This window comes from Mucilaginibacter conchicola (genome assembly GCF_003432115.1).
Classification (GTDB): domain Bacteria; phylum Bacteroidota; class Bacteroidia; order Sphingobacteriales; family Sphingobacteriaceae; genus Mucilaginibacter; species Mucilaginibacter conchicola.
In genome coordinates this window covers 118,220-141,290 of record NZ_QWDC01000001.1, presented here as the reverse complement: position 1 = coordinate 141,290, position 23,071 = coordinate 118,220, and the positions used below count along the sequence as shown (strand labels likewise).

Annotated in this window: 20 protein-coding genes; 9 read left to right on the top strand and 11 right to left on the bottom strand. The window is 43.4% G+C overall.

Features of this window, described 5'->3' with window-relative positions:
• Window positions 1–104: 104 nt before the first annotated feature.
• The 7 genes from D0C36_RS00545 to rseP all read left to right on the top strand — a co-directional run bounded on the left by D0C36_RS00545 (window position 105) and on the right by rseP (window position 7,404).
• Entirely contained in the window at window positions 105–1,055 is a 951-nt protein-coding gene (locus tag D0C36_RS00545) for a glycosyltransferase family 2 protein (RefSeq protein WP_117389650.1), read from the top strand.
• Window positions 1,056–1,202: 147 nt separating this feature from the next.
• Window positions 1,203–2,171, top strand: a complete 969-nt coding sequence (locus tag D0C36_RS00540; protein WP_117389649.1) for a glycosyltransferase — start codon at window positions 1,203–1,205, stop codon at window positions 2,169–2,171.
• A gap of 10 nt (window positions 2,172–2,181) precedes the next feature.
• The gene (locus tag D0C36_RS00535; protein WP_117389648.1) at window positions 2,182–2,910 is read left to right on the top strand and encodes a hypothetical protein; all 729 of its coding nucleotides are present in this window, start codon (window positions 2,182–2,184) and stop codon (window positions 2,908–2,910) included.
• A 6-nt stretch (window positions 2,911–2,916) separates the two neighbouring features.
• Window positions 2,917–4,416, top strand: coding sequence for a GH3 auxin-responsive promoter family protein (locus D0C36_RS00530; RefSeq protein WP_117389647.1), 1,500 nt, complete (start codon window positions 2,917–2,919; stop codon window positions 4,414–4,416).
• Window positions 4,417–4,442: 26 nt separating this feature from the next.
• Complete coding sequence (locus tag D0C36_RS00525) at window positions 4,443–4,826, top strand: four helix bundle protein (protein WP_117391311.1); 384 nt, start codon at window positions 4,443–4,445, stop codon at window positions 4,824–4,826.
• Between the two features lie 62 nt (window positions 4,827–4,888).
• Complete coding sequence (locus tag D0C36_RS00520; RefSeq protein WP_117389646.1) at window positions 4,889–6,055, top strand: 1-deoxy-D-xylulose-5-phosphate reductoisomerase; 1,167 nt, start codon at window positions 4,889–4,891, stop codon at window positions 6,053–6,055.
• A gap of 17 nt (window positions 6,056–6,072) precedes the next feature.
• Window positions 6,073–7,404 carry an RIP metalloprotease RseP gene (gene rseP / locus D0C36_RS00515; RefSeq protein ID WP_117389645.1) on the top strand — a complete coding sequence of 444 codons (1,332 nt, stop codon included), beginning with the start codon at window positions 6,073–6,075 and terminating at the stop codon, window positions 7,402–7,404.
• Window positions 7,405–7,680: 276 nt separating this feature from the next.
• On the opposite strand, the gene D0C36_RS00510 is transcribed toward rseP, so the two are convergent.
• The 4 genes from D0C36_RS00510 to D0C36_RS00495 are packed head-to-tail and all read right to left on the bottom strand — an operon-like array spanning window position 7,681 to window position 12,262.
• On the bottom strand, window positions 7,681–8,232 hold the full coding sequence (locus tag D0C36_RS00510; RefSeq protein ID WP_117389644.1) for a DUF4199 domain-containing protein: 552 nt from the start codon (window positions 8,230–8,232) through the stop codon (window positions 7,681–7,683).
• Between the two features lie 15 nt (window positions 8,233–8,247).
• Window positions 8,248–8,916: a hypothetical protein gene (locus tag D0C36_RS00505; RefSeq protein ID WP_117389643.1), complete on the bottom strand. Its 669-nt coding sequence runs from the start codon at window positions 8,914–8,916 to the stop codon at window positions 8,248–8,250.
• Window positions 8,917–8,926: 10 nt separating this feature from the next.
• On the bottom strand, window positions 8,927–10,183 hold the full coding sequence (locus D0C36_RS00500) for a dihydroorotase (protein WP_117389642.1): 1,257 nt from the start codon (window positions 10,181–10,183) through the stop codon (window positions 8,927–8,929).
• A 21-nt stretch (window positions 10,184–10,204) separates the two neighbouring features.
• The gene (locus tag D0C36_RS00495; protein WP_117389641.1) at window positions 10,205–12,262 is read right to left on the bottom strand and encodes a BatA domain-containing protein; all 2,058 of its coding nucleotides are present in this window, start codon (window positions 12,260–12,262) and stop codon (window positions 10,205–10,207) included.
• Between the two features lie 93 nt (window positions 12,263–12,355).
• Between D0C36_RS00495 and D0C36_RS00490 the strand changes: the two genes are divergently transcribed.
• Window positions 12,356–13,909 (top strand): M20/M25/M40 family metallo-hydrolase, encoded by a 1,554-nt coding sequence (locus D0C36_RS00490; protein ID WP_117389640.1) that lies wholly within the window; start codon window positions 12,356–12,358, stop codon window positions 13,907–13,909.
• A 55-nt stretch (window positions 13,910–13,964) separates the two neighbouring features.
• Here D0C36_RS00490 and D0C36_RS00485 read toward each other — a convergent pair whose 3' ends face one another.
• From D0C36_RS00485 to D0C36_RS00465, 5 genes are all read right to left on the bottom strand, one after another.
• Window positions 13,965–14,702 (bottom strand): hypothetical protein, encoded by a 738-nt coding sequence (locus D0C36_RS00485; RefSeq protein ID WP_117389639.1) that lies wholly within the window; start codon window positions 14,700–14,702, stop codon window positions 13,965–13,967.
• 16 nt (window positions 14,703–14,718) lie between these two features.
• Window positions 14,719–17,034, bottom strand: coding sequence for a family 20 glycosylhydrolase (locus D0C36_RS00480; protein ID WP_117389638.1), 2,316 nt, complete (start codon window positions 17,032–17,034; stop codon window positions 14,719–14,721).
• A 240-nt stretch (window positions 17,035–17,274) separates the two neighbouring features.
• A complete protein-coding gene (gene trxB, locus D0C36_RS00475) occupies window positions 17,275–18,231 on the bottom strand; it encodes a thioredoxin-disulfide reductase (protein WP_117389637.1) in 957 nt (318 codons plus the stop codon).
• Window positions 18,232–18,334: 103 nt separating this feature from the next.
• On the bottom strand, window positions 18,335–19,510 hold the full coding sequence (locus D0C36_RS00470; RefSeq protein ID WP_117389636.1) for a dipeptidase: 1,176 nt from the start codon (window positions 19,508–19,510) through the stop codon (window positions 18,335–18,337).
• The gene (locus D0C36_RS00465; RefSeq protein ID WP_117389635.1) at window positions 19,507–19,959 is read right to left on the bottom strand and encodes a DUF3592 domain-containing protein; all 453 of its coding nucleotides are present in this window, start codon (window positions 19,957–19,959) and stop codon (window positions 19,507–19,509) included. Before D0C36_RS00465 ends, D0C36_RS00470 begins: the two co-directional genes overlap by 4 nt.
• Window positions 19,960–20,150: 191 nt before the next feature.
• On the opposite strand from D0C36_RS00465, the gene D0C36_RS00460 reads away from it, so the two are divergent.
• On the top strand, window positions 20,151–20,750 hold the full coding sequence (locus D0C36_RS00460; protein WP_117389634.1) for a hypothetical protein: 600 nt from the start codon (window positions 20,151–20,153) through the stop codon (window positions 20,748–20,750).
• A 67-nt stretch (window positions 20,751–20,817) separates the two neighbouring features.
• On the opposite strand, the gene D0C36_RS00455 is transcribed toward D0C36_RS00460, so the two are convergent.
• Window positions 20,818–21,402, bottom strand: coding sequence for an LOG family protein (locus D0C36_RS00455; protein WP_117389633.1), 585 nt, complete (start codon window positions 21,400–21,402; stop codon window positions 20,818–20,820).
• A 108-nt stretch (window positions 21,403–21,510) separates the two neighbouring features.
• On the bottom strand, window positions 21,511–22,980 hold the full coding sequence (gene guaB, locus D0C36_RS00450) for an IMP dehydrogenase (RefSeq protein ID WP_117389632.1): 1,470 nt from the start codon (window positions 22,978–22,980) through the stop codon (window positions 21,511–21,513).
• Between the last annotated feature and the right edge of the window lie 91 nt (window positions 22,981–23,071).

Genomic DNA, 23,071 nt, shown 5'->3' with positions numbered 1-23,071 from the left:
AAATAACAAGGAAATTCCAACCGTCAAAATGAGCCATTAATATATACTTACCGTACGTAATTTTTATATTTTTGCAGCTAACCTTACACAAGGTTCTTTTTTAAATGGATATATCAGTAGTAGTACCACTATATAATGAAGTTGAATCGTTACCGGAGCTTACCTCATGGATAAACCGTGTAATGGACGAAAATAAATTTACCTACGAGATTGTGCTGATTGATGACGGCAGTGATGACGGTTCATGGGGCATGATCATGAAACTGAAAGAAAATAATCCTTTTATAAGGGGTTTCCGTTTCAGAAGAAACTATGGCAAATCAGCAGCCTTAAACATTGGCTTTGATGCTGCCCGTGGCGATGTGGTTATTACCATGGATGCCGACCTGCAGGATAGCCCGGATGAGATACCCGAACTTTACCGCCGCATTAAAGAGGAAAATTACGATCTGATATCGGGCTGGAAAGCAAAACGCTACGATCCTTTATCTAAAACCATCCCTACCAAGTTATTCAATGCTGCTACCCGCAAAATGAGCGGCATCAACAACCTGCACGATTTTAATTGCGGCCTTAAAGCTTACCGCGGCGCTGTTGTAAAAAACATTGAAGTTTACGGCGAGATGCACCGTTACATACCCGTACTGGCCAAATGGGCCGGCTTTACCCAAATTGGCGAACAAGTGGTTGAGCACCGTGCACGTAAATACGGTAAAACCAAATTTGGCTGGAGCAGGTTTATCAACGGGTTCCTTGATCTTTTATCTATATTCTTTGTAGGCAAATTCGGCAAACGCCCTATGCATTTTTTTGGTGCAATGGGTACGCTGAGTTTCTTTGCAGGTATTGTTATTGCAGTGTGGATGCTGGCCGAGAAATTATACTTAATATCGCAGCATCTGCCTTACCGTGATGTTACGGCCAATCCTTTGTTTTATATAGCACTGGTAGCTATTATCCTGGGGTCGCAGCTATTCCTTACCGGCTTTGTTGCCGAACTGGTATCGCGTAACTCGCACGACCGCAATAATTACCAGATAGCAGAAACGATATAGATGTGCAGATATGCAAATGTGCAGGTGTGCAGATGTTTCTTTCAACATCATTAAGAATTACATAATTACATCTGCATATTTGCACATCTACACATTTAATTTTATTCATCTGCATATCTGCACATTTGAAATCTGCACATCTACGAAATGTTTTTCTCCATCATCATACCTTTATATAATCGCCCCCAGGAAATTGACGAATTACTGGATACCCTTACCCGCCAAACATATAAGCAGTTTGAGGTTTTGGTGCTTGAGGATGGTTCTGTAAACAAGGCTGATGAGATAGTAAAAAAATATACCGACAGGCTCGACCTCCGTTATTACGAAAAGCCGAACGAAGGCCAGGGTTTTACCCGCAACTTCGGGTTTGAACGCGCCAAAGGCGATTACTTTGTGATATTTGATTCGGACTGTTTGATCCCGGAGAATTACCTACAGATAGTAAACGATTCTCTTGCTACCAACTGGCTGGATGCTTACGGTGGCCCCGATGGCGCACATGCATCGTTCACCCCCATACAAAAGGCTATCAGCTATGCCATGACATCGCCTTTTACCACCGGTGGTATCCGTGGTAACAAAAAAGGGATCGGTCAGTTCCATCCGCGCAGTTTTAATATGGGTATCTCGCGTGCTGTATGGGAAAAAGTTGGCGGCTTTATCATCACCCGCCTGGGCGAGGATATTGAGTACAGCATCCGCATCCATTCATCGGGTTTTAAGATAGGCCTTATACCTAATGCTATTGTTTACCACAAGCGCCGTACTGATTTTGTAAAGTTTTATAAGCAGCTGCACTTTTTCGGCAGGGCACGTATTAACATTTACAAATTCTTTCCCTCGCAATTAAAACTGGTGCATTTTTTTCCGGCTTGCGCAACGTTGGGCATTCTGTTTACCATAATAGCCAACCTGTTTGCATGGCGTATTGCCGTATTGTGTAATGCAGTGTTGGCACTTTACATTTTGTTAATATTTTTTCACTCTCTTATAAAGAATAAATCGCTAAAAATTGCATTTTTGAGCATAATTGCTGCACTAACCCAGCTTACTGCTTACGGTTTAGGTTTTATGCAGGATTTTTGGAAACGTGTTATTTTAAAAAGGTCGTAGGGAGCGTAGTATGTATCACCCATTTTCGGTTGTGGAGACCGTAAAATCTTCATGGGATATTTTCAGAAAGAATTTTGTAACCATTATAGTTTACTCGGTTATAGCCTTCTTTTTACTGGGTGTTTTGGGTTTAGTAGCCGGTTTTATGTATACGCCAGAGGATTATTGGGGATCAATGATCGTTACTTTCATCCTCATCTGGCTGCAAGCCTACACTACGCTCGGCTTATATAAACTCATCTTTACCGTTATTGATAGCAAATACTACGATTTTGAATTTATCCAGGTGATCCCGAAAGCCAAAATGGTGGTGAGCTATCTTGTGGTAGTGTTCATATTTGCCTTTATTGTAACCAATTTAGGGATCCTGATAGATTATCTTGAAGAGCAACCCAACATACAATTTGCAATTGAAGTACTTGCCGGCCTTGGCGGCTTATACCTTGCATTAAGGGTAATGTTTTTCAACACCTTTATTGTAGATGATGACTCGGGGCCAATAGAATCTATCAAGCAAAGCTTTAAACTAACCGGCGGCTACATCATCAAGGTGATTACCATATTGCTGATCATCATTTTATTGATCGCTTTACCTGCAAAGCTTTCGCAGTACTACCCCATTATATCCATCCTTATTCTGTTCACTTACCCTTTTGTGAACATTATATTGGCTGTTACGTATCGTAAACTCATTTACAGCCATCAGGATGTTGATGATGAAATTAACGAGACCGACTGATCTGCTATGGGTATCAAAGCATCGTTAAGTAAGGTTTTTGCGTGGTTTGTTAACCGGCAGCTCAATACTATGCGCACAAATGCACTGGCGTTGCAGCAAAAAAACTTTAGCCATTTGGTTCATCAAGCTAAGAATACCGCTTTTGGGATCGACCATAATTTTGCCGCGATAAACAACTACGAAGACTTTAAGAAACAAGTTCCCGTTCGCGATTACGAAGAATTGCGCCCTTACATTGAGCGCGTAGTAAACGGCGAAGAGAATGTAACATGGCCAGGCAAACCTGCTTATCTGGCTAAAACATCTGGTACAACATCAGGAGTAAAATATATCCCGATCTCAAAGGAAAGCATGCCGGAGCATATTAAAGCTGCCCGTAACGCTTTATTAAGCTACATCCACGAGACCGGTAAAGCCGATTTTGTAGATGGCAAAATGATATTCTTGCAAGGCAGCCCTGTATTGGCCGAGAAACATGGCATCCAAACCGGTCGCCTCTCAGGCATCGTAGCGCACCACGTGCCTGGGTACCTGCAAAAGAACAGGCTCCCATCCTATCAAACCAATTGCATTGAAGACTGGGAAGAAAAGGTTGACGCCATTGTTGAAGAAACCAAGAATGAGGATATGCGCCTTATATCGGGCATACCACCATGGTGCCAGATGTATTTCGACAGGCTTTCGGCAATATCAGGCGGTAAAAAGATAAAAGACATTTTCCCGAACTTTAAACTATACGTGCATGGCGGTGTTAATTACCAGCCCTATCGCGCCCGTATGGAAGAGAGCATTGGTTTTGGGATTGACAGCATCGAAACCTACCCTGCATCAGAAGGTTTTATAGCTTTCCAGGATTCGCAGAAAGAAAAAGGTCTATTGCTGATGGTAGATGCGGGGATCTTCTATGAGTTTATCCCAAGCGATGAGTATTTTAACGAGAACCCAACCCGCATTAACTTAAAAGATGTGGACTTAGATAAAAACTACGCGCTTATTCTGAACACCAGCGCCGGCCTTTGGGGCTACAGCATTGGCGATACAGTTAAGTTTGTATCGAAAGATCCTTATAAGATCGTAGTGTCCGGCCGCATCAAGCACTATATCTCAGCCTTCGGCGAACACGTTATTGGCGAGGAAGTAGAACAAGCTTTGTTAAGTGTTGCAGCAGAAGAAGGTATAGATATTATAGAGTTTACGGTAGCGCCGCAGGTTGCACCTGAGGGCGGTCAATTACCTTACCATGAGTGGTTTATTGAGTTTGGCACCGAGCCTAAAGATATGGTAGCCTTTGCACTTAAAGTAGATAAGGCACTACAACAGAAAAATATTTACTATTTTGACTTAATTGAGGGTAACATTTTGCAGCCTTTAATTGTCAGAAGTTTAAAGAAAGATGCTTTCATTAACTACATGCGCAGCCAGGGTAAACTTGGCGGGCAAAACAAAGTTCCGCGCCTATCAAACGACAGGAAAATTGCGGATGAATTATCTGGATATATTGTTTAATTGTTGTATTGCTTTATAGAGTGATTGTGTCAAACGAAAAAAACTATCTCCAATTAGATGACTTAACTTGTTATAAGTCCTCTTTTGCTTTTACCAATGAAGTTTGGAGAATAGTTATAAAATGGGATTACTTTGCAAAAGATACAATTGGAAAACAATTTGTGAATGCAGCTGATTCAATATCAGCAAATATAGCCGAGGGGTTTGGTCGATATCACAAAAAGGATAAAATCAAATTCTATTACTACAGCTTTGGCTCTGTAAAAGAATGTGTTGATTGGTGTAATAAAGCTTTGGTCAGAAATCTGATCGATAACGAAACCCACTTACGTTTTACCGCTACATTAAATGCATTGCCGAAAGAGATACATCAATTGATAAAATTCACCGACGAACGGCTTAAAGTTTAAAACTTTTATAATTCAAACTTTGCCAACAATAAAACAATAAAACAATCGAACGTAACAACCATATTAAAAATATAGCCATCCTTGGCTCTACAGGCAGCATCGGCACACAAACACTTGAGGTGGTGCGTGATAACAAGCAGCTGTTCAGAGCTTTTATGATAACAGCACATTCAAACGCATACCTGTTGATACAGCAGGCAATTGAGTTTTTACCTGCCTATGTTATCATTTGCGATGAGAGCAAATACACCGAAGTTAAAGAAGCTTTGGCGCATCTGCCCATCAAAGTATTAGCAGGTTACAATGCGATAAAAGACCATGTAACCCTTCCGGAGATAGATGTGGTATTAACAGCTATGGTAGGCTTTGCAGGGTTGGAACCAACCATTAATGCCATTAAAGCCGGTAAAGATATCGCCTTAGCAAACAAAGAAACTTTGGTTGTTGCCGGCGATATTGTTACCAGCCTTGCCAAAGAACATAACGTAAAGATATTACCGGTTGATAGCGAACACTCGGCTATTTTCCAATGCCTTGCCGGCGAGGAAGCTAATGCTATCGAAAAGATCATCCTTACGGCATCTGGCGGGCCGTTCCGTGGCAAGTCGGCTGCGTTTTTGGCTGATGTAACCAGGGAGCACGCTTTAAAACATCCCAACTGGGTGATGGGCGCCAAGATCACTATTGATTCGGCATCGTTAATGAACAAAGGGCTTGAAGTGATCGAAGCCAAATGGTTGTTTGATCTGCAGCCTTCTCAGATAGAAGTTGTGGTGCATCCACAATCAATTGTTCACTCTTTGGTGCAGTTTGAGGATGGTTCTATAAAAGCGCAAATGGGTTTGCCGGACATGAAGCTGCCTATCCAATATGCTTTAACTTATCCGCAGCGCATTAAAACAAATTTCAAACGTTTCAGCTTTGCTGATTATGCTAATTTGAGCTTTGAGCAACCGGACATGGATACCTTCCGCAACCTTAAACTGGCTTTTGAGGCAATGGAGCAAGGGGGTAATATGCCATGTATCATTAACGCAGCAAACGAGGTGGCGGTGGCCGCTTTCCTGGCAAACGAGACAAGCTTTTTAGCGATGAGCGATGTGATTGAAAGCTGCATGCAGCAGATAGCTTACATCAAAAACCCTACCCTGCACGACTATTTGAATACTGATAAAGAAACACGCATATTTGCGCAAAATTTAATACAAAAAATGCCGTTAAAGGCTTAACATTTATATAACTACGGATGAGCGTTTTGGTGATGGCGGGCCAGTTGATACTGGGCCTTTCAATTTTAGTGATACTACACGAGTTCGGGCATTTTTTGGCCGCCCGTGCTTTCGGAATAAAGGTAGAGAAGTTTTACCTTTTCTTTGATGCCTGGGGCGTAAGCCTTTTCAAATTCAACTACAAAGGTGTTGAGTATGGTATTGGCTGGTTGCCATTGGGTGGGTACGTAAAAATTGCCGGTATGATAGATGAATCTATGGATACCGAACAACTTGCAGGCCCGCCACAACCCTGGGAATTTAGGGCGAAACCAGCCTGGCAGCGTTTGATAGTGATGTTGGGTGGTATCATCGTTAACATTATAGTTGGTATTTTCATCTTCTGGATGCTTACCGTGCGCTATGGTGAAAGCTATACCCCGATGTCAACCGTGCAGTACGGTATTGTTCCCGGTAAGATAGGCCAGAAAATGGGCCTTAAAGCCGGCGATAAGATTACTGCAGTAAATGGCAAAGAGCTACAGCGCTTTGAAGATCTGGTAAGCTCGAAAGTGTTATTGGACAACACTGTATTCACCGTAAAACGAGGCGACTCAACATTTGATGTTACTGTGCCCCCTACTATCCTGAATGACCTGTCTGACTTTGGGATCGAAGAGTTTATCAGCATTGTACCGCGCGGCAAGTTTAGCGTTGATTCTGTTGTTGGCGAAGCTAAACGTATCGGCTTAACCAAAGGCGACAGTATTTTGGCTGTAAACAAGGTGCCCACTGTGTTCTACGATCAGTTACAGGCGCAATTATTAGCCAACAAAGGCAAAACGGTTGATCTTTCTGTTAAACGTGCAGACAGCCTATTAGACCTTAAAGCGAATATTGATAAAGAAGGCCACTTAGGCTTCTTCCGCCCCCGTAAAGAGATTTTGCCAAACCTGAAGACCATTAAATACGGTTTCTTCCAGTCGTTCCCGGTTGGTGCTAAAAGAGCATGGGGTATGTTTGCCGATAACGCAAAAGGGATCAAAAAGATCTTCTCGGGCCAGGTTAAAGCTACTAAAGCTATTTCAAGTCCGCTGGGTATTGCCGAGAAATTTGGCGGTACAGTTGATTGGGTAAGGTTCTGGAGCCTGGTAGGTTTCCTTTCAATGGTACTGGCATTAACTAACTTGTTGCCTATCCCGGGCCTTGATGGTGGCCATACGGTATTCCTTATCATCGAGATGATAAAAGGTAAACCACTAAGCGATAAATTCCTTGAGCGTGCGCAGATAGTAGGTTTCGTGCTGCTGATCTCGCTGATGGTATTCGCTTTCGGTAATGATATTGTGAAGATAGTGACGAAGAAATAAGCTCTTTAGTTAGATATTTTGAAAGCCTGCCCGTTTGGGTGGGCTTTTTTTCATGAAGTACTCTTTTAATAATATGTGTCATTGCGAGGTACGAAGCAATCTCTTAAGGACAATTATACATGCTACATACAACCTTGCTCAAAGAGATTGCTTCGTACCTCGCAATGACGTGGCGGTGAGAACGCCCTTAGATTTTCACTATCCATCAGAATGAAATTTCCACAACAAAAAAGCCGCTCCAAATTGAAGCGGCTTTGATATTTTCAACCTGTAAAATTATACAGTTGGATCTGTTGATGTGGTTTCGTCTGGAATATCGAAAGCAGTTTTCTCTCTTTTCAATATAGCTGCCCCAATAAGGCTTACAATAGACCCAAATATCAAGCTGCTGATTGCTGTGAAGATACCGCCCAGCATTGGGCCTATCTTTTTACCCATGGCCAGGGCATTATCTATCTGGTCATCAGACATGCCTTTAGCTTCTAATTGAGTGCGTTGCTCTTCCATGCCTTTAAGAAGCATCTCGGGACTTAAATACTGTAGATAAATGAAGATAAATACACCTAATAATAATCCACCGAAAAGCGAATACCTGAAACCCGGGTTAAAAGCTTTACCAAAAGTGACAAAGCCGCCCAACTGGTCTTTGTATTCTTTCTGTGCTAAAAAGCAAAACGCGATGAACGGCAAATAACTTATATACTTCAGCGCCGAGTTCTGGTCTATATTCAGTAATTGAAACGTATAGGTGATAACGATTGATACAACAACATAAATAACCGCCCATTTAGTAGCGATCTTTGTAGGATTAGGTGCGAGAGTCTCCATTTATTTAGGTTTAATTTATTTAAAGCTAACCAATATTTCCAATACCGCCATGTCAAATGGTTGGTTAACGGCATTATCGGCTATTTCCTGTTTATCATCCTCAGATGGATCAGGATTTTGGAAAAAGGTCATCATCGGGTAGAATAACTCTTTCACCTCAGAATCATCAGCCACGGTAGCGGCAATTTTATTCACCTCGCTAACCGGGCTTTCAACCAGTATCTGGTGTGCTATAACGGGCTCGTAAATACGGTGCTCATCCTGAAACTCATCCTCATCAACCAGCAGAAACTCTTTCAGATAATCTTCCAGTTCGGGCTCCAGGTCTTCATCTGCACACTCGTTCAGATAAAGCAAAAGGTTCAATAATTCGGTACCACGGTCAAGGGTTTGTTCCTCAATATCTTCCCATTCAGGGGTTTCAAGGTAATCGTCCTCTAATTTCTTAACATCCTCGCTGAAGAAGTTGATCATCAACAGATCAAAAAACACCTCTCGGAGTTCTTCTAATTGAGGGTTATCATTAAATACATTATCAAGCAGATCAACTTTGGTCATAAAGTCGGCATCTGATGAAAAAACAGCTTCGAAGTCAGCTTTAAGAGCTACAGCATCAGTGCTGCCATATTTGGCAAATGCCTGTAAAGCGGCCGCAATGGCTTTGCTTACTTTTGAATCGATCATAGGTTTTTGTTTAAAATTTTGCTATTTGATTGTTATTACAGCTTAACAATACTTTGCCTTTTAAGTTCTGGCCAATAAATGGCGAGTTGAAACTTTTTGAGCGGTTTGTAGCTCTTGTATACTCCCACTCTACATCACTAGCAAAAACTATTAGATTAGCTTGTGCGCCTTCTGTTACAGATGCAGCTTCGGTATGTAATATTTTACGAGGATTAATAGAAAGTTTCTCAACAATAAGTTCGGCGCTTAGCCCGGCTTTTAAAAGCAGTGGCAAAGCAGTTTGCAAGCCAACTATACCAAACTCGGCCACCTCAAACTCCACATCTTTAAACTCTATTTCGTGCGGGGTGTGTTGTGTTACAATGGCATCGATGGTGCCGTCTTTTAACCCGGCAATTAGCGCATCAACATCGTTTTGTGTACGTAGCGGCGGTTTAACTTTGTATTGGCTGTCAAAGCCCATTAAAGCCTCATCTGTCAGTACAAGATTATGCACAGCAACATCGCAAGTTACCTTAACACCTTTGCGTTTCGCTTCGCGGATGAGTTCAACGGCGTGTGCGGTAGATACCGTAGTAAAATGGATCTCGGCACCGGTATCTTCGGCAAGGTACAAGTCGCGGGCTATCATCAGCTCTTCGGCAAGGGCCGGGATACCTTTCATACCCAGCATGGTACTCACCACGCCTTCGTTAACTTTTGCCTTACCGGCGATGGAAGTATCCTCTGGATAAGAAATTACTTTAGCGCCGAAGTTTTGTACATAAAGCATAGCACGCTCCATTAAACCGGCATCCTGCACAGGGCGGTTACCGTCTGTAAAAGCCTTAGCGCCGCTTTTAAACATATCAAACATCTCGGCCATGTCCTTGCCCTCGCGTTTGTGCGAAATAGTGCCTAAAGGATAAATATCAACCAGGTTACCTTTGGCGCGGTTACGCAGGTATTCAACCTCTGCTTTTGAATGTACAGGCGGTTGTGTATTAGGCATTAAGGCCAGGCCCGTGAAACCACCCGCAACAGCAGCGGCAGTACCGGTTTGCAAATCTTCTTTGGTTTCTAAACCCAGTTCGCCTACGTTGCAGTTAAGGTCAAAAAAACCGGGAGAAACGTAGCTTTTGCCTGCGTCAAAAATTTCGGCGTTATCATCGTTTAGTGATGTACCTATCTTTTCAATTTTGCCGTTTTTAATCAAAATATCGGCAACCTTATTATTAAAAGGCGAAACGGGGTCAACAACAGTGGCGGATTTAATGAGTAAATTCATTAGCGCTGTTTTATGGTGGGTTTAGCTGATAACTGTAGGTACACGAGGCTCGCTTTTAGCGGTTTTGAAATACCTCACCAGCAGTATCTCGGCTCCCAAAAATATCAGGGTCAAAATTATACAAAGTTTCCATAATTGCAGCCCCCAATTTGCAGAGCTGTTAATATTATTGGTATTTAACTTTTCGCCATTGAGCAAGCCCGTGTTCTTAGGAAAAATATTCTCAAGTTGTGCGGCTGTAAGGTAACTCAGATCTGATTCGCTCCTGTTATCATTAAACGCCAGCACAGCGGCCAGGCTACCCTGTTTCATCAGATCATAAATACCGGGCGATAGCAGTTCACCGGGCGTATACAACATGGTACTCCCCTCTTGCTGCCTCACATCGGGCACTATCACCTCGCTGCCTTTAACCAGTTTTACCAATTCTTTTTCTGTTGATTGCAGCGGTACGGTCTCAATAGCATCTGTATTACCAGCAGTGTAAAATAAAGGCATATCATGCCCGCTCAACAAAGCTGTACGCAACATAATGGGCACAAATAAAGCATGTACAGGCAAATTGCTAAACTCTTCAATCAACGGCACGGCTGATACGGTTACTATACCTTTGCCCGCAGCCGTTTGCTGAAGCAGATCGGTACCGGATTGCAGTTTCATTAAATGGCCTGCGCGTTTAGTACCCGGCGTAAGCGGATAGTATTTATTAACCTTAGGCAGATCGGGGTTTTGCGGTGCCGATTCAAATATATTTTTGAATACAGCACTCCGCATGTCTATTGCTGATACTTTGGTTGGTTCGGTTAACAGATTAGCCGGGGAACCTGCGCCCAAAGGCTGTAACAGGTTCTGATAACTGCCAAGGTCTGCATCTGCAGATGGAAATACCACCAGAGAGCCGCCCTTACGCACGTAAGTTTGCAATTGCTGGATCAATCCGGCTGAGAGGGATCTAATATCACTCAATACAATTAATGGATAAGTACTCAATCGGGCGTAATCAACGCTGCCATCTACAACTTGCGTAGGTTTAAAAAATGCATCGCCACTAAAAACAGCTGTAAGATATTTATTTGGTGTACCGCTGTTTATGAGCAGCACCGGCAACTCATCACTCACTTTAAACGAGAAGTAGAATTTATTATCGAAAGTAACCGGATTATCCTGCAGCTCTATCTCTCCTTTTTGCCATCCTTTAGATAATCCCGAAAACGACAAAGTATCTGTTTGTGATGAACGTGCACCTATGGTAAAACTACCTATAGCTTTTTGCGCGCCGTTAATGGTAAGCTTCAGCGGCACTTTCTCTGCCGGTTTATCTGCATAGTTACGTAGCCTTACCACCAGTTTTTCGCCCTCGCCGGGGCGATGTGTGGCACCGGTAAGCCATGCGGTATCTACCGCTACATTGGGCAAAGCAACTGAAGTTAATTGTACGAGGCTAACGGGAAAAGTTGCTTTAACTGACTGGTTGCCTGTTACCATATTCTTCTGAAAATCAGATATCAGGTAACTGTGTTTACTATCGCCACCCTGCATGCCTAAAAGACTTTGCTGCCGGTCAGTTATTTGCTGAAGCGTACGGGTTTGTGCCGATGGTTTAATGGCATCAACAGCGTCGTTAAACTCACCGCGACTGAGCAAGCGCTGGTGTTTGCCTTCAAAATCTTGTGTAAGTACCTGGAACCTGTCGTTAATTGAATATGCTGCGGCAATTTGTTTGGCGCGTTGTTTAGCCTGGTCTAATAATGAGCCTTCGCGGTTGATGGCTTCCATGCTATAGCTATTATCTACAAATATACTTACCACCTGCTGTTTACCGGCGGCAACAGCATCTTTGCCAGGGATGTATGGCCTGGCAAAGGCTAACACTAAAAACAAAATGGCTAACAAACGGGATGCTAAAATGAGCCGCTCGCGCAGGTTGCGCCTGCTGGCCTGTTGCAGTTGTACCTCCCTCAGAAACTGCACATTACTGAAATAAACTTTCTTATACCGCCTGAAGTTGAACAGATGAATGATCACCGGGACAGCCAGCGAGAGCAATGCAAATAAAAAGGCAGGATACAGGAAGTGCATTAAGCAAATGTGCAAATTAATGGGCAGATTGACATACTTTGTACCATCAATAACAATATGTACTTTTATTAAAACTAACTGACCTTTATCAATATGAAAACCCTCAACTTTAAATTAGGCCTGGCTATTGCGATGCTGGGTAGCACTACGGTAATGGCGCAATCGCCTGATACGACAGTCTTTGGCCGCATTCGCCGTGCCGAGATGAGCAGTTCACAAATACCGCAGATTGCACATCAGCTTACAGATGTGGCAGGCCCGCGCCTTACCGGATCGCCGGGGTTTAAACGTGCTGCTACCTGGGCAGTAGAAACCATGAAAAAATGGGGACTTACCAACGCTGCCATGGAGCCATGGGGCGAATTTGGTAAACAATGGGACCTGCAAGATTTCAGCATCATCATGAAAACGCCTTACATACAACCTGTTATGGCTTACCCTAACCCATGGAGCTCGAGCACCAACGGTTTGCAACAGGGGCAGGTTACTTTGATAACTCCGCAACAGGCTATGGATACAACCTACATTGCGCAACATCTTGCCGATTTTAAAGGAAAATACATCCTGATAACCGGCGGTAAGCTCAAAGCCGACAATAATTTCAAACCACTTGCATCGCGCCTTACCGACGAGGAGTTGGCTAACATGAAAGATACCTATATGGTAACCCATGAACAAATAGCACAGTATGCAGGAATATTCAAAAGCCTTGCACGGGTTGATGTTTTGTTGAAAGGCTCCGGCGCCTTGGGAATCATCAGTGCGCAAACATCAAACAACAACGGGACGGTTTTTGTGCAGGCGCATACGCAACACAAACTTTCGCACCCTGAAGCTATCCCTGAACTGACCATGGCTTATGAGGACGGACAAAAGATAAAACGCCTCATTACAGGCGGCCAATCTGTAGAACTGGCCATCAATATAGTGGCCAAAACCTCTACTGATGATACCAAAGGTTACAACGTTGTGGGCGAGATCCCCGGCACCGACCCTAAGTTAAAATCACAACTGGTTATGCTTGGCGGCCACCTTGATTCGTGGCAGGCAGCAACCGGCGCTACCGATAACGCAGCAGGCTGTATTGTGATGATGGAAGTTGTGCGTTTATTAGACTCTTTGGGGCTGAAACCAAAACGCACCATCCGCATTGCATTATGGGGTGGCGAAGAACAAGGCGTTTACGGTTCTTATGGCTACGCCCAAAACCATTTCATGAGCAAAGATTACAAATTGAAACCCGAACAGGCAAAGGTATCTGCTTACTATAATCTTGATAACGGCACTGGTAAGATCCGCGGGATTTTTACGCAGAACAATAAAACCATTATGCCAATATTTGAGAAATGGTTAGCCCCTTTCAATGACCTTGGCGCAAAAACCGTTACTGATAAAAACACGGGCTCAACAGACCACCTATCATTTGACTGGGCAGGTATCCCGGGCTTCCAGTTCATCCAGGATCCGATAGATTACGAGACCAAAACCCACCACAGCAACCAAGATAACTATGATCATTTGCAGATAGATGATCTGAAACAGGCTGCTATCATTGTTGCCTCGTTTGTATACCAAACCAGTATAGAGAAAGAAATGATGCCGCGCAAACCGCTTAAGAAAGAGATATTCGCTTTCGACGGATTGTAGGAATAATTCAACCACAAAAAGAAAGCGCCCCGGTGATGTTCGGGGCGCTTTCTTTTTATCCTCTTCTGCGACGCTTTTTATGGCTTTCGCTTTTCTTCTTTTTACTTGATCTTGATGTGGACTGCTTCTTTTCAGGCTCAGATCTTTTGGTTTCCTGAACTGCTGCCGGTTTAACGTCGATAGAGTCCTGACTGAGCTGTTTCACCGAGAAATTGTTGCTGCGCAGGCTGTATTCCAACTGGCGTTTAGCCCCGGTTTGTTTAGCCAATGAATCGTTACTGCTGTAGATGGGAAACTCGCGGATAAGCTTACCTTCTTTAATATAAAAGTTATCGTTACCACGATAGCCTTTGCGTTGCGAACTTGTCAGCTTTGGAAAATCGAGTTTATCGGCATCATTACCGTTAAACTCAAAAGCATAAATGCGTGCATAGCTTACCGTATCCTTTGCTTTGGCCTGGATCAGTATCTCGGGGTTCCCATCGTTGTCCATATCAGCGTTATAAACGTCGGTAATGGAGCCATCAAGATCGCCGGTTGTGGTGGTGTATTTAATACCTGCCGAGTCTGAATGCAAAATGGCGTAAGCCCCTGCATCTGTCGAGCCCCTGCCCCAGCTTATAATATCGAACGTTTGGCCCGGCGCCACCTCAATAGCCTTATGAAACCTGAAAGGTGCCATCAGCGCAGGTTTAGCCTGTGCAACGGCTGCGGCAGGTTTTTTATCATTACTGCTGCAGGCTGCTATAACTGAGCAGGCCGCAGCTACAAAGAAATATTTACCCTTCAACATCAATATTATCAATCAATTAGTTAAACATCATATCAGGTGATATTTCGCCTTTGGGTTTGCCCGGTATGGTCATGTAAACACGCAAACCGCTGGCTGATGAGTTGGCATCTACGTATTTAATAGTGATCTTGTGGTACCCTCTTTGCAACGGAATAGCCCCTTGTTGCTCCACAATACCTGTACGGCCATCGTTATCTACAATAGGCACTTCATCTATCAGCAATACCGAACCGTTTGAAGATGCTGTAGAGAAGCTGTAAACGCCATCTACATCAACCTTTAAATAGCCATTAAAAACCACGCCGTATTTGTTGAACGCTTTTTTAAATGCACTTAGTGCAACACTAAAGCTTTTTGCTATACCGGTATCAATTACCGCTGCAGGGTTTATTTGTGTGGTATTCACATAAGTCCCCTCTGATGCCTGGTATTTTAAGCCCGGGGTGTTGCCAGTGTAAGGCACAGCGGGTAGCGGCCTCTTATTAAACACTTTTGCAGCGGTGATGCTACTACGGCGACCGGCAGGTGTTATCACAATTGTTTTCAAATCGCGGTACTCATTCAACGGTACCTGGTAGGTCATCGGGCCGGTGTAAAGTAATTCGGTCTCGCGCGGGGTATAGCCATCAATGGTATAGTAGATCTTAGCCCCCTTAACCGGCGATTTCAGGTTAACCGTCATAGTAGAGCCTATCATCACGGTATCTACACCACCAATAGCAGGTGGCACACGGAAATTGTACCCGTTTTTATCAAACCATGCCAAATGTTCAGGCATGCGGGTCTCGTAAAAGTCTTTAAAATTCTTGTTAGCAACAGGTGTCCATGCAACTTCAGATAAAGCCAGCATGCGTGGCAGTATCATATATTCCACTTTGTTTTCGGTAGTAATATACTCGGTCCAAAGGTTAGCCTGTACGCCTTTGATGTATTTCTGCTGATCGGGCGTTAACGCAGCCGGTGTTGGGTTGTAAGCGTATGTTTTCTCGATGGGTGCATTACCGCCAATGCCTACAGGTTCCTGGTTAATTTTGCCCTGTGCGTGGTCAAAGTATAAAGCCTGGCTGCTTGGCGTCATGATCACATCGTGCTGTTGTTTAGCAGCCTCTATACCGCCTCCTTCGCCTCTCCAGCTCATTACGGTAGCATTGGGTGCCAGGCCACCTTCCAATATCTCATCCCAACCAATGATGCTGCGGCCTTTGCTGTTCACAAATTTCTCCATACGTTGTATAAAGTAACTTTGCAGGCCGTGCTCGTCTTTCAGTTTCAAACGCTTTATCAAGTCCTGACAAAACTTCGATTGCTTCCATACCTCTTTAGGCGCTTCGTCACCACCTATGTGGATGTATTTGCTTGGGAAAAGATCAATCACCTCAGTCAATACATCCTGTAAAAAGCTGAACGTTTTTTCTGACGGGCAGAAGATATTATTAAACACCCCCCATTTGCCGCTCACTTCATAGGTCAGGCTCGGGTCGCAGCTTAACTCCGGGTATGCAGCCAAAGCGGCTAAAGCATGGCCCGGCATTTCAATTTCCGGAACAATAGTGATGTAACGATCTGCTGCATATTTGATCACATCGCGGATCTGATCCTGCGTGTAATAACCAGATACCGGTACGCCATCATACTGCAATGGCTGGCGGTCTTTATAGTTACCTATTACGCTCTCTTTACGCGTACTGCCTATCGAGGTGAGTTTTGGATATTTTTTTATCTCAATGCGCCATCCCTGATCATCAGTTAAGTGCCAGTGGAAGCGGTTCAGTTTGTAAGAAGCCATCAGGTCGATGTAGCGTTTCACAAACTCAACAGTATAAAAGTGACGACAAACATCCAGCATCATACCACGGTAACCGAAACGCGGATAATCTTCAATAGTAACGGCGGGCAATTTGGCTGTACCGCCATGTTCCAGTGGAATCAGTTGAATTAATGTCTGGATACCGTAGAACAAGCCCGCCCCTTTACCTGCAACGGTAACCTGGTTTGGGGTAACCGTTAAACGATAACCTTCGGCAGGCAAGTTATCGGTACCTGCAGATGTAAATACGATGCTGGTAGTACTTACACGCGCATTGCGGGCGGCAACCTGCTTATTGTATGCCATGTTATCGGCCAAAAATTTCGAGAAGAACTGCACTGCTTTGTTATCGGGTGTATCAGCTTGGATTATAGTCTCCTGACTCAGTACAAACTGACCTTGAGATTTGGTAACCGATACCGGCGCAGGGATAATTCCCGCATACGGGTTAGTGTCCTGCGCGTTAACCATTGCTGATGATCCAAGCAAGCAGGAGAACAGTAAAGCAGTGAGCTTTTTATTCATAATAAAAATTTTCAGGTGAATAAATGAGCGCTCAATTTAGCATTATTTGAAAATAATGTGCCATTATCACACAAAAATTACCCGAATAGAAACAAAAAAGCCGGTTCTTTATGAAGAACCAGCCTTTTTAAAGTTTTTTAGGAAGAGAGATTAGAGGTTGAAGAGTAGAGATTAGTTGGAAAGTCCTAAAACAATAAGAAGACTAATCTCTGATCACAAATCTCTAATCACTGTAAACGCTTAAGCGGTTACCACATGCTCTTTAGCAGCCAGGTAACGCTCTGCATCAATAGCGGCCATACAGCCGGTACCTGCGGCAGTTACTGCCTGGCGGTAGATATGATCTTGCGCATCGCCGCAGCAAAATACACCTTCTACGTTGGTTTCGGTTGAGCCGGGGCGGGTAATGATATAACCTGTTTCGTCCATGTTGATCAGTCCGCGGAAGATATCAGTATTTGGTTTGTGGCCGATAGCTACAAAGAAACCGGTAACATCTAACACAGTAGTTTCCTGTGTTTCGTTATTGCAAACTTTAACAGCGTTTACGGCAACACCGTCGCCCATAATTTCAATGGTTTCGGTATTGTAAAGTATCTCGATATTAGGAGTATTCAGCACGCGGTGAACCATTGCTTTTGAAGCGCGGAACTCATCACGGCGAACAATCATGTAAACTTTGCGGCACATTTTAGCCAGGTAGGTAGCTTCTTCGGCAGCGGTATCACCGGCACCAACAATAGCTACATCCTGTCCTTTAAAGAAAAAGCCATCACAAACGGCACAGGCAGATACGCCGAAACCGCTGTATTTTTGCTCGCTCTCTAAACCCAGCCATTTTGCAGATGCACCGGTAGAAATGATAACCGTATCAGCCAAAATGGTTTTGCTCTCATCAACCGTAACTTTGTGCGGCAATGATGAAAAATCAACCGAACTAACATATCCAAAGCGGATATCAGTACCCAGGCGCTCAGCCTGTTTGCGGAAATCTTCCATCAGCTCAGGGCCCATCACACCTTCAGGGTAACCCGGAAAGTTCTCTACCTCGGTAGTTTGGGTAAGCTGACCACCCGCGAGCATACCGGTATACATAACCGGCTTAAGATCGGCGCGTGAAGCATAAATGGCTGCGGTGTACCCTGCAGGGCCCGAGCCAATAATTAAACATTTTACGTGTTCAGTATCTTGTGACATTTCTTTCTAAGTATTGAGATGCGAAGTTAACAAAAACTAAAAAAAGCACGGTCAGCACCCCGTAAAACTTATTAACGTTGTGTTAAGGGTGTTAATAATAAGCTCAGCTGCCCTTGTTGGCTTTTAAAACGCGGATAAAATTGCCGCCCAGTATCTTGTCTATATCTTTAGTGCTGTAACCTAATTTTAACAACTCTGCAGTCACCTTAGGGTAATCGGTTACGCTGTCTAATCCTAAAGGATATGATTCCGCACCATCAAAATCAGACCCTATACCTACATGGTTGGCACCTATCAATTTCACCATGTAATCGATGTGTTTAATAAGCAGGCTCAACGGCGGGCGAAGCTGATCGGCTTCGGTTTTATTGATGGAATTGAGGCGGATGCTGGCCAGGTCGTAATCGTTATAAATTTTGATGAGCGAATCTAACTCCGGTTTATGCTTTGCGAGATAAGCCTCGTGTTTAGCCTCGTAAGTAGGATCTAAAAAGCCGCTATAAAAGTTAATAAACACCACACCCCCATTTTTTGCAATGGCTTTTAATTGATAATCCTTTAGGTTACGGCGATGCGGGGCCAATGCATAAGCACAGCTGTGCGATGCAATAACCGGCTTTGTAGTAAGCGCCATTACATCATTAAAAGTTGTTTCGCCAGGATGCGACAGATCGATGATGACGCCGAGCTTGTTGAGTTTTTTCACCACTTGCTTGCCCAAATCAGTAAGGCCTTTATGTTTTAAAGTATCGCCATGCAATACCTCATCACGTGCCGATGTTGCCCATGATGTACTGTTGTTCCAGGTAAGCGTTAAATAGATCATCCCGCGACGGGCAAGGATCTCAATATAATCCAGCCTGTCCTCAATCATGTGGCCGCCCTCTACACCTATTAGCGCAGCCAGTTTACCTTGCTTTACAGTCTTTTGCAGATCACTTGCTGTACGTACCAGTTTTATTTTATTCGGATATCGTTTAATTAATGCATCCAGCGAATCTATCTCCCTGTTAGCAAAGCGGAAGGCCGTGCCGTTGCCGTACTGATCGCCGCACCAAACGGAGAATACCTGCGCTTTTAAACCACCTTGTTTGGCGCGCACCAGATCAAAATTGCCGGTTTGCTGGCTTTTGCCAAGATCAACACCGGTTATCAGTTCGTTTGAGAGGGCATCATTGTGCGTATCAATAAGGATGGCTTTCTGATGGATCTGTGTAGCATTTTGCGCCGACGCTGAAATCACAAATAACACAGGAAATAACCACAAAAAAAATTTCATTCTAAATCACCCGTTTTAATGTTAAAAAAATAAAAGAGTACTGAACCTGCAATCATTAAAATACCAATTGTGGTAAATACCAGCGGCCCGTATTTCGACGAGCTATTATCCAAAATAAATTCTTCCGGATCTGCAGGATCATAAATGATCTTTACCTTATCGCCTTCGGTAAAAGGCAGCGTTTCATTCAGTTCATCGTAACGTTTGGTTATCCATAATTTATCGTTTGTAAGATATCTTATCGTCACGAACCAATTAATGTCGGCATTTTTCCCAAACCTAAAACCATCATTCCGTTCTATCGAAATAACAACACCTTCAGCACCTATTCCTTTGTCATACAGAAAACGTTTACGTTTTAAATTAAAATAGCCCGCCAACAGGAAAATAAGCCCCGCCATTAGAATGATGAGTTGATTAAAATTATCGTCAGACAAATTGATATGCATTAGATCTTATTGTTGTAAAAGTGGCTTTCACCCGTAAGAAAACCGCTGTTTTGAAAACAATATCAAAACCAGCAGGTATTTATTTCATAATGTAAGTTAAATAAATAGCTGTAAATCACAGCAAATTTGCATATATTAGCATTAACCAATTACGGGCATCACCAATTATTGCCCTTAAGACCTATTTTGATATGAAGTATTTAAGAAAGTCTGTTGCTGCTTTATTATTTATCGCTATATGCTGTGAAACTTCTGTTGCGCAGCTGATATTCAATTTTAAAGACAAACATATATCTGAGATCCGTAATAACGAAATTGCTTCAAACAGCAAACAGGTTACACCATCAAGCACTTATATGAACCCGCCGGGCATTGCAGATCCGGTTGTTTTTGAGCGCCAGGAAGCTACAGTACCTAATCTGTGGGTTTACTATTTCCCTAATGCTAAAGACTCTACTATCAACAACGTAATGTACGAGTGGGACGACAGCAACTTTGCGCCTGATCATCATTCATCGCCTGAATCTCCTGAGGTGCTGAACAACTATATCACTAAGTATAAAGAATTGCTTAAGCAAGTAAGTGCTAATTACGGCAAGCCGGAAACTACAGGTTCTATTGATGACCTGTCGTTAATTGAAAGTGGTAAGTTTAAAAGAAAAGATGTTTTCTCTAAGAATGGTGTTGATGTTGAGATGTATATCGTACTATCAAACAAAGAGATCACCAGCGGCGTGGTAACCATTAGCCCAACCCATCGCATAAGGATGTACGTTAAACCGACAGTATAATTATTGAATTGTTGAATTAGTGAATTATAGATTATTCAATAATCTCCCTGATTCATTAATTCAGCAATTAAATAACGTCCTTGTCTTTATACCAAACACTTTCGGGTTTTATATCGATGTTTTCCATCAGGTTAACCAGTTCAACTGGGTCGGCTGAGGTTAGCACCAATTGGCGGTTGGCAGGTTTAAGGAAGCGCTGTTCAACCATCACATCCATTTGTTTAAGCAAGTTATCGTAGAATCCGCTTACATTTAAAACGCCTACCGGATTACTGTGCAGGCCTAACTGCAGCCAGGTTAACACCTCAAAAAATTCTTCGAGCGTACCGAAACCGCCCGGAAGCATAATGATGCCATCGCTAAGATCATTCATCATTTGTTTGCGCTGGTGCATATTATCAACCACGTGCAATTCGGTGATACCCTTATGGCCTACCTCTTTATCCATCAAAAACTGAGGAATGATACCCACTACCTCTCCGCCACGACTCAGCATGGCATCGGCAATTAAACCCATTACCCCTACTTTACCACCCCCGTATACCAGTTTGATATTTTTAGCCACAAATACTTCGGCCAGTTGCTCAATAGCTTGTTTAAGTTGAAGGTCGCCGTTGAAGTTGGCACCACAGAAAACGCAGATGGATCTCATTTAAATGAGTGATTGAGTGAAGGGTGGAATAAAACGAAAGCATTATTAATTAGTGAATGAATGTAGAGTTAATTCACTCCCTCACTCATTCACTAATTCAATCATTAATTAACGCGTATAGTTAGGTGCCTCTTTAGTTATTGTAATATCGTGCGGATGGCTTTCGCGCATACCTGCAGCGGTAATGCGTACAAATTTGGCTTTTTGCAGATCTTCGATAGTCGCAGCGCCACAGTAGTGCATACCTGCGCGTAAACCACCAACATACTGGTAAACCACCTCGGCCATATTACCTTTAAATGGTACCCTGCCAACAATACCTTCAGGTACCAGTTTGGTTACCACGTCGGTCTCATCCTGAAAGTAACGATCTTTTGAACCTTTTGCCATAGCCTCTATAGAACCCATACCTCGGTATGATTTAAATTTACGGCCTTCGTAAATGATGGTTTCGCCGGGAGACTCTTCAACACCTGCAAACAGGGAGCCTGCCATAATGGTGCTTGCACCCGCAGCAATAGCTTTAACCATATCGCCGGTTTGTTTAATACCGCCATCGGCAATAACAGGGATACCGGTACCTTCGAGCGCTTTAGCACATTCGTAAACAGCATATAATTGGGGTACACCAACACCTGCTATGATACGGGTAGTACAGATAGAACCCGGGCCAATACCTACTTTAACAGCATCAGCACCGGCCTCGGCAAGAGCTAAGGCAGCATCGGCAGTGGCTATGTTGCCTGCAATAACCTGCAGATCAGGATATAATTTTTTAACAGCCTTCACCATATCAATTACCCCTTTTGAGTGGCCATGTGCAGTATCAACAGTAATAACGTCTACACCTGCTTTAACAAGTGCCGCAACACGATCGATATTGTCGGCAGCTACACCTACTGCAGCGCCTACGCGTAAACGGCCAAACTCATCTTTACAGGCGTTGGGGAAGTTTTTTACTTTTTGGATATCTTTATAAGTGATGAGACCTACCAGTTTACCATCCACATTTACAACCGGTAGTTTCTCAATTTTGTTATCCTGTAGTATAGCGGCAGCATCCTGCAGGGTTGTACCTTCGGGAGCAATGATCAAATTCTTTTTGGTCATCACATCACTAACTTTTACAGTAAGGTCTTTCTGGAAACGCAGGTCGCGGTTGGTGATAATGCCTTTGAGTTTGCCATCGGCGTCTACAACCGGGATACCACCAATGCTGTTCTCGCGCATAATGTTCACGGCATCAGATAGCAAAGCCTCTTCTGATAATGTAACCGGCTCCAGGATCATACCGCTTTCAGAACGTTTTACTTTACGTACTTCGTCAGCTTGTTGCTGTATGGTCATGTTTTTGTGTAACATGCCTATACCACCAGCCTGTGCAATGGCAATGGCCAGTTTAGACTCTGTTACAGTATCCATAGCGGCCGAAATGATTGGTACGTTTAAACGGATCTTTTTTGTTAAAAAAGTGCTCGTGTTAACTTCGCGTGGTAATACTTCTGAATATGCGGGGAGTAACAGTACGTCGTCATAAGTTAATCCTTCGGCGACAAATTTGGATGGGTCTAACTGCATAGCAAATAATTAAATTGGAGTTATTATTTGCCGGGCAAAGATAGATTTTTATTTCGGATTTTAAAAGAGAAACAAGAATCAAGAGCCAAGA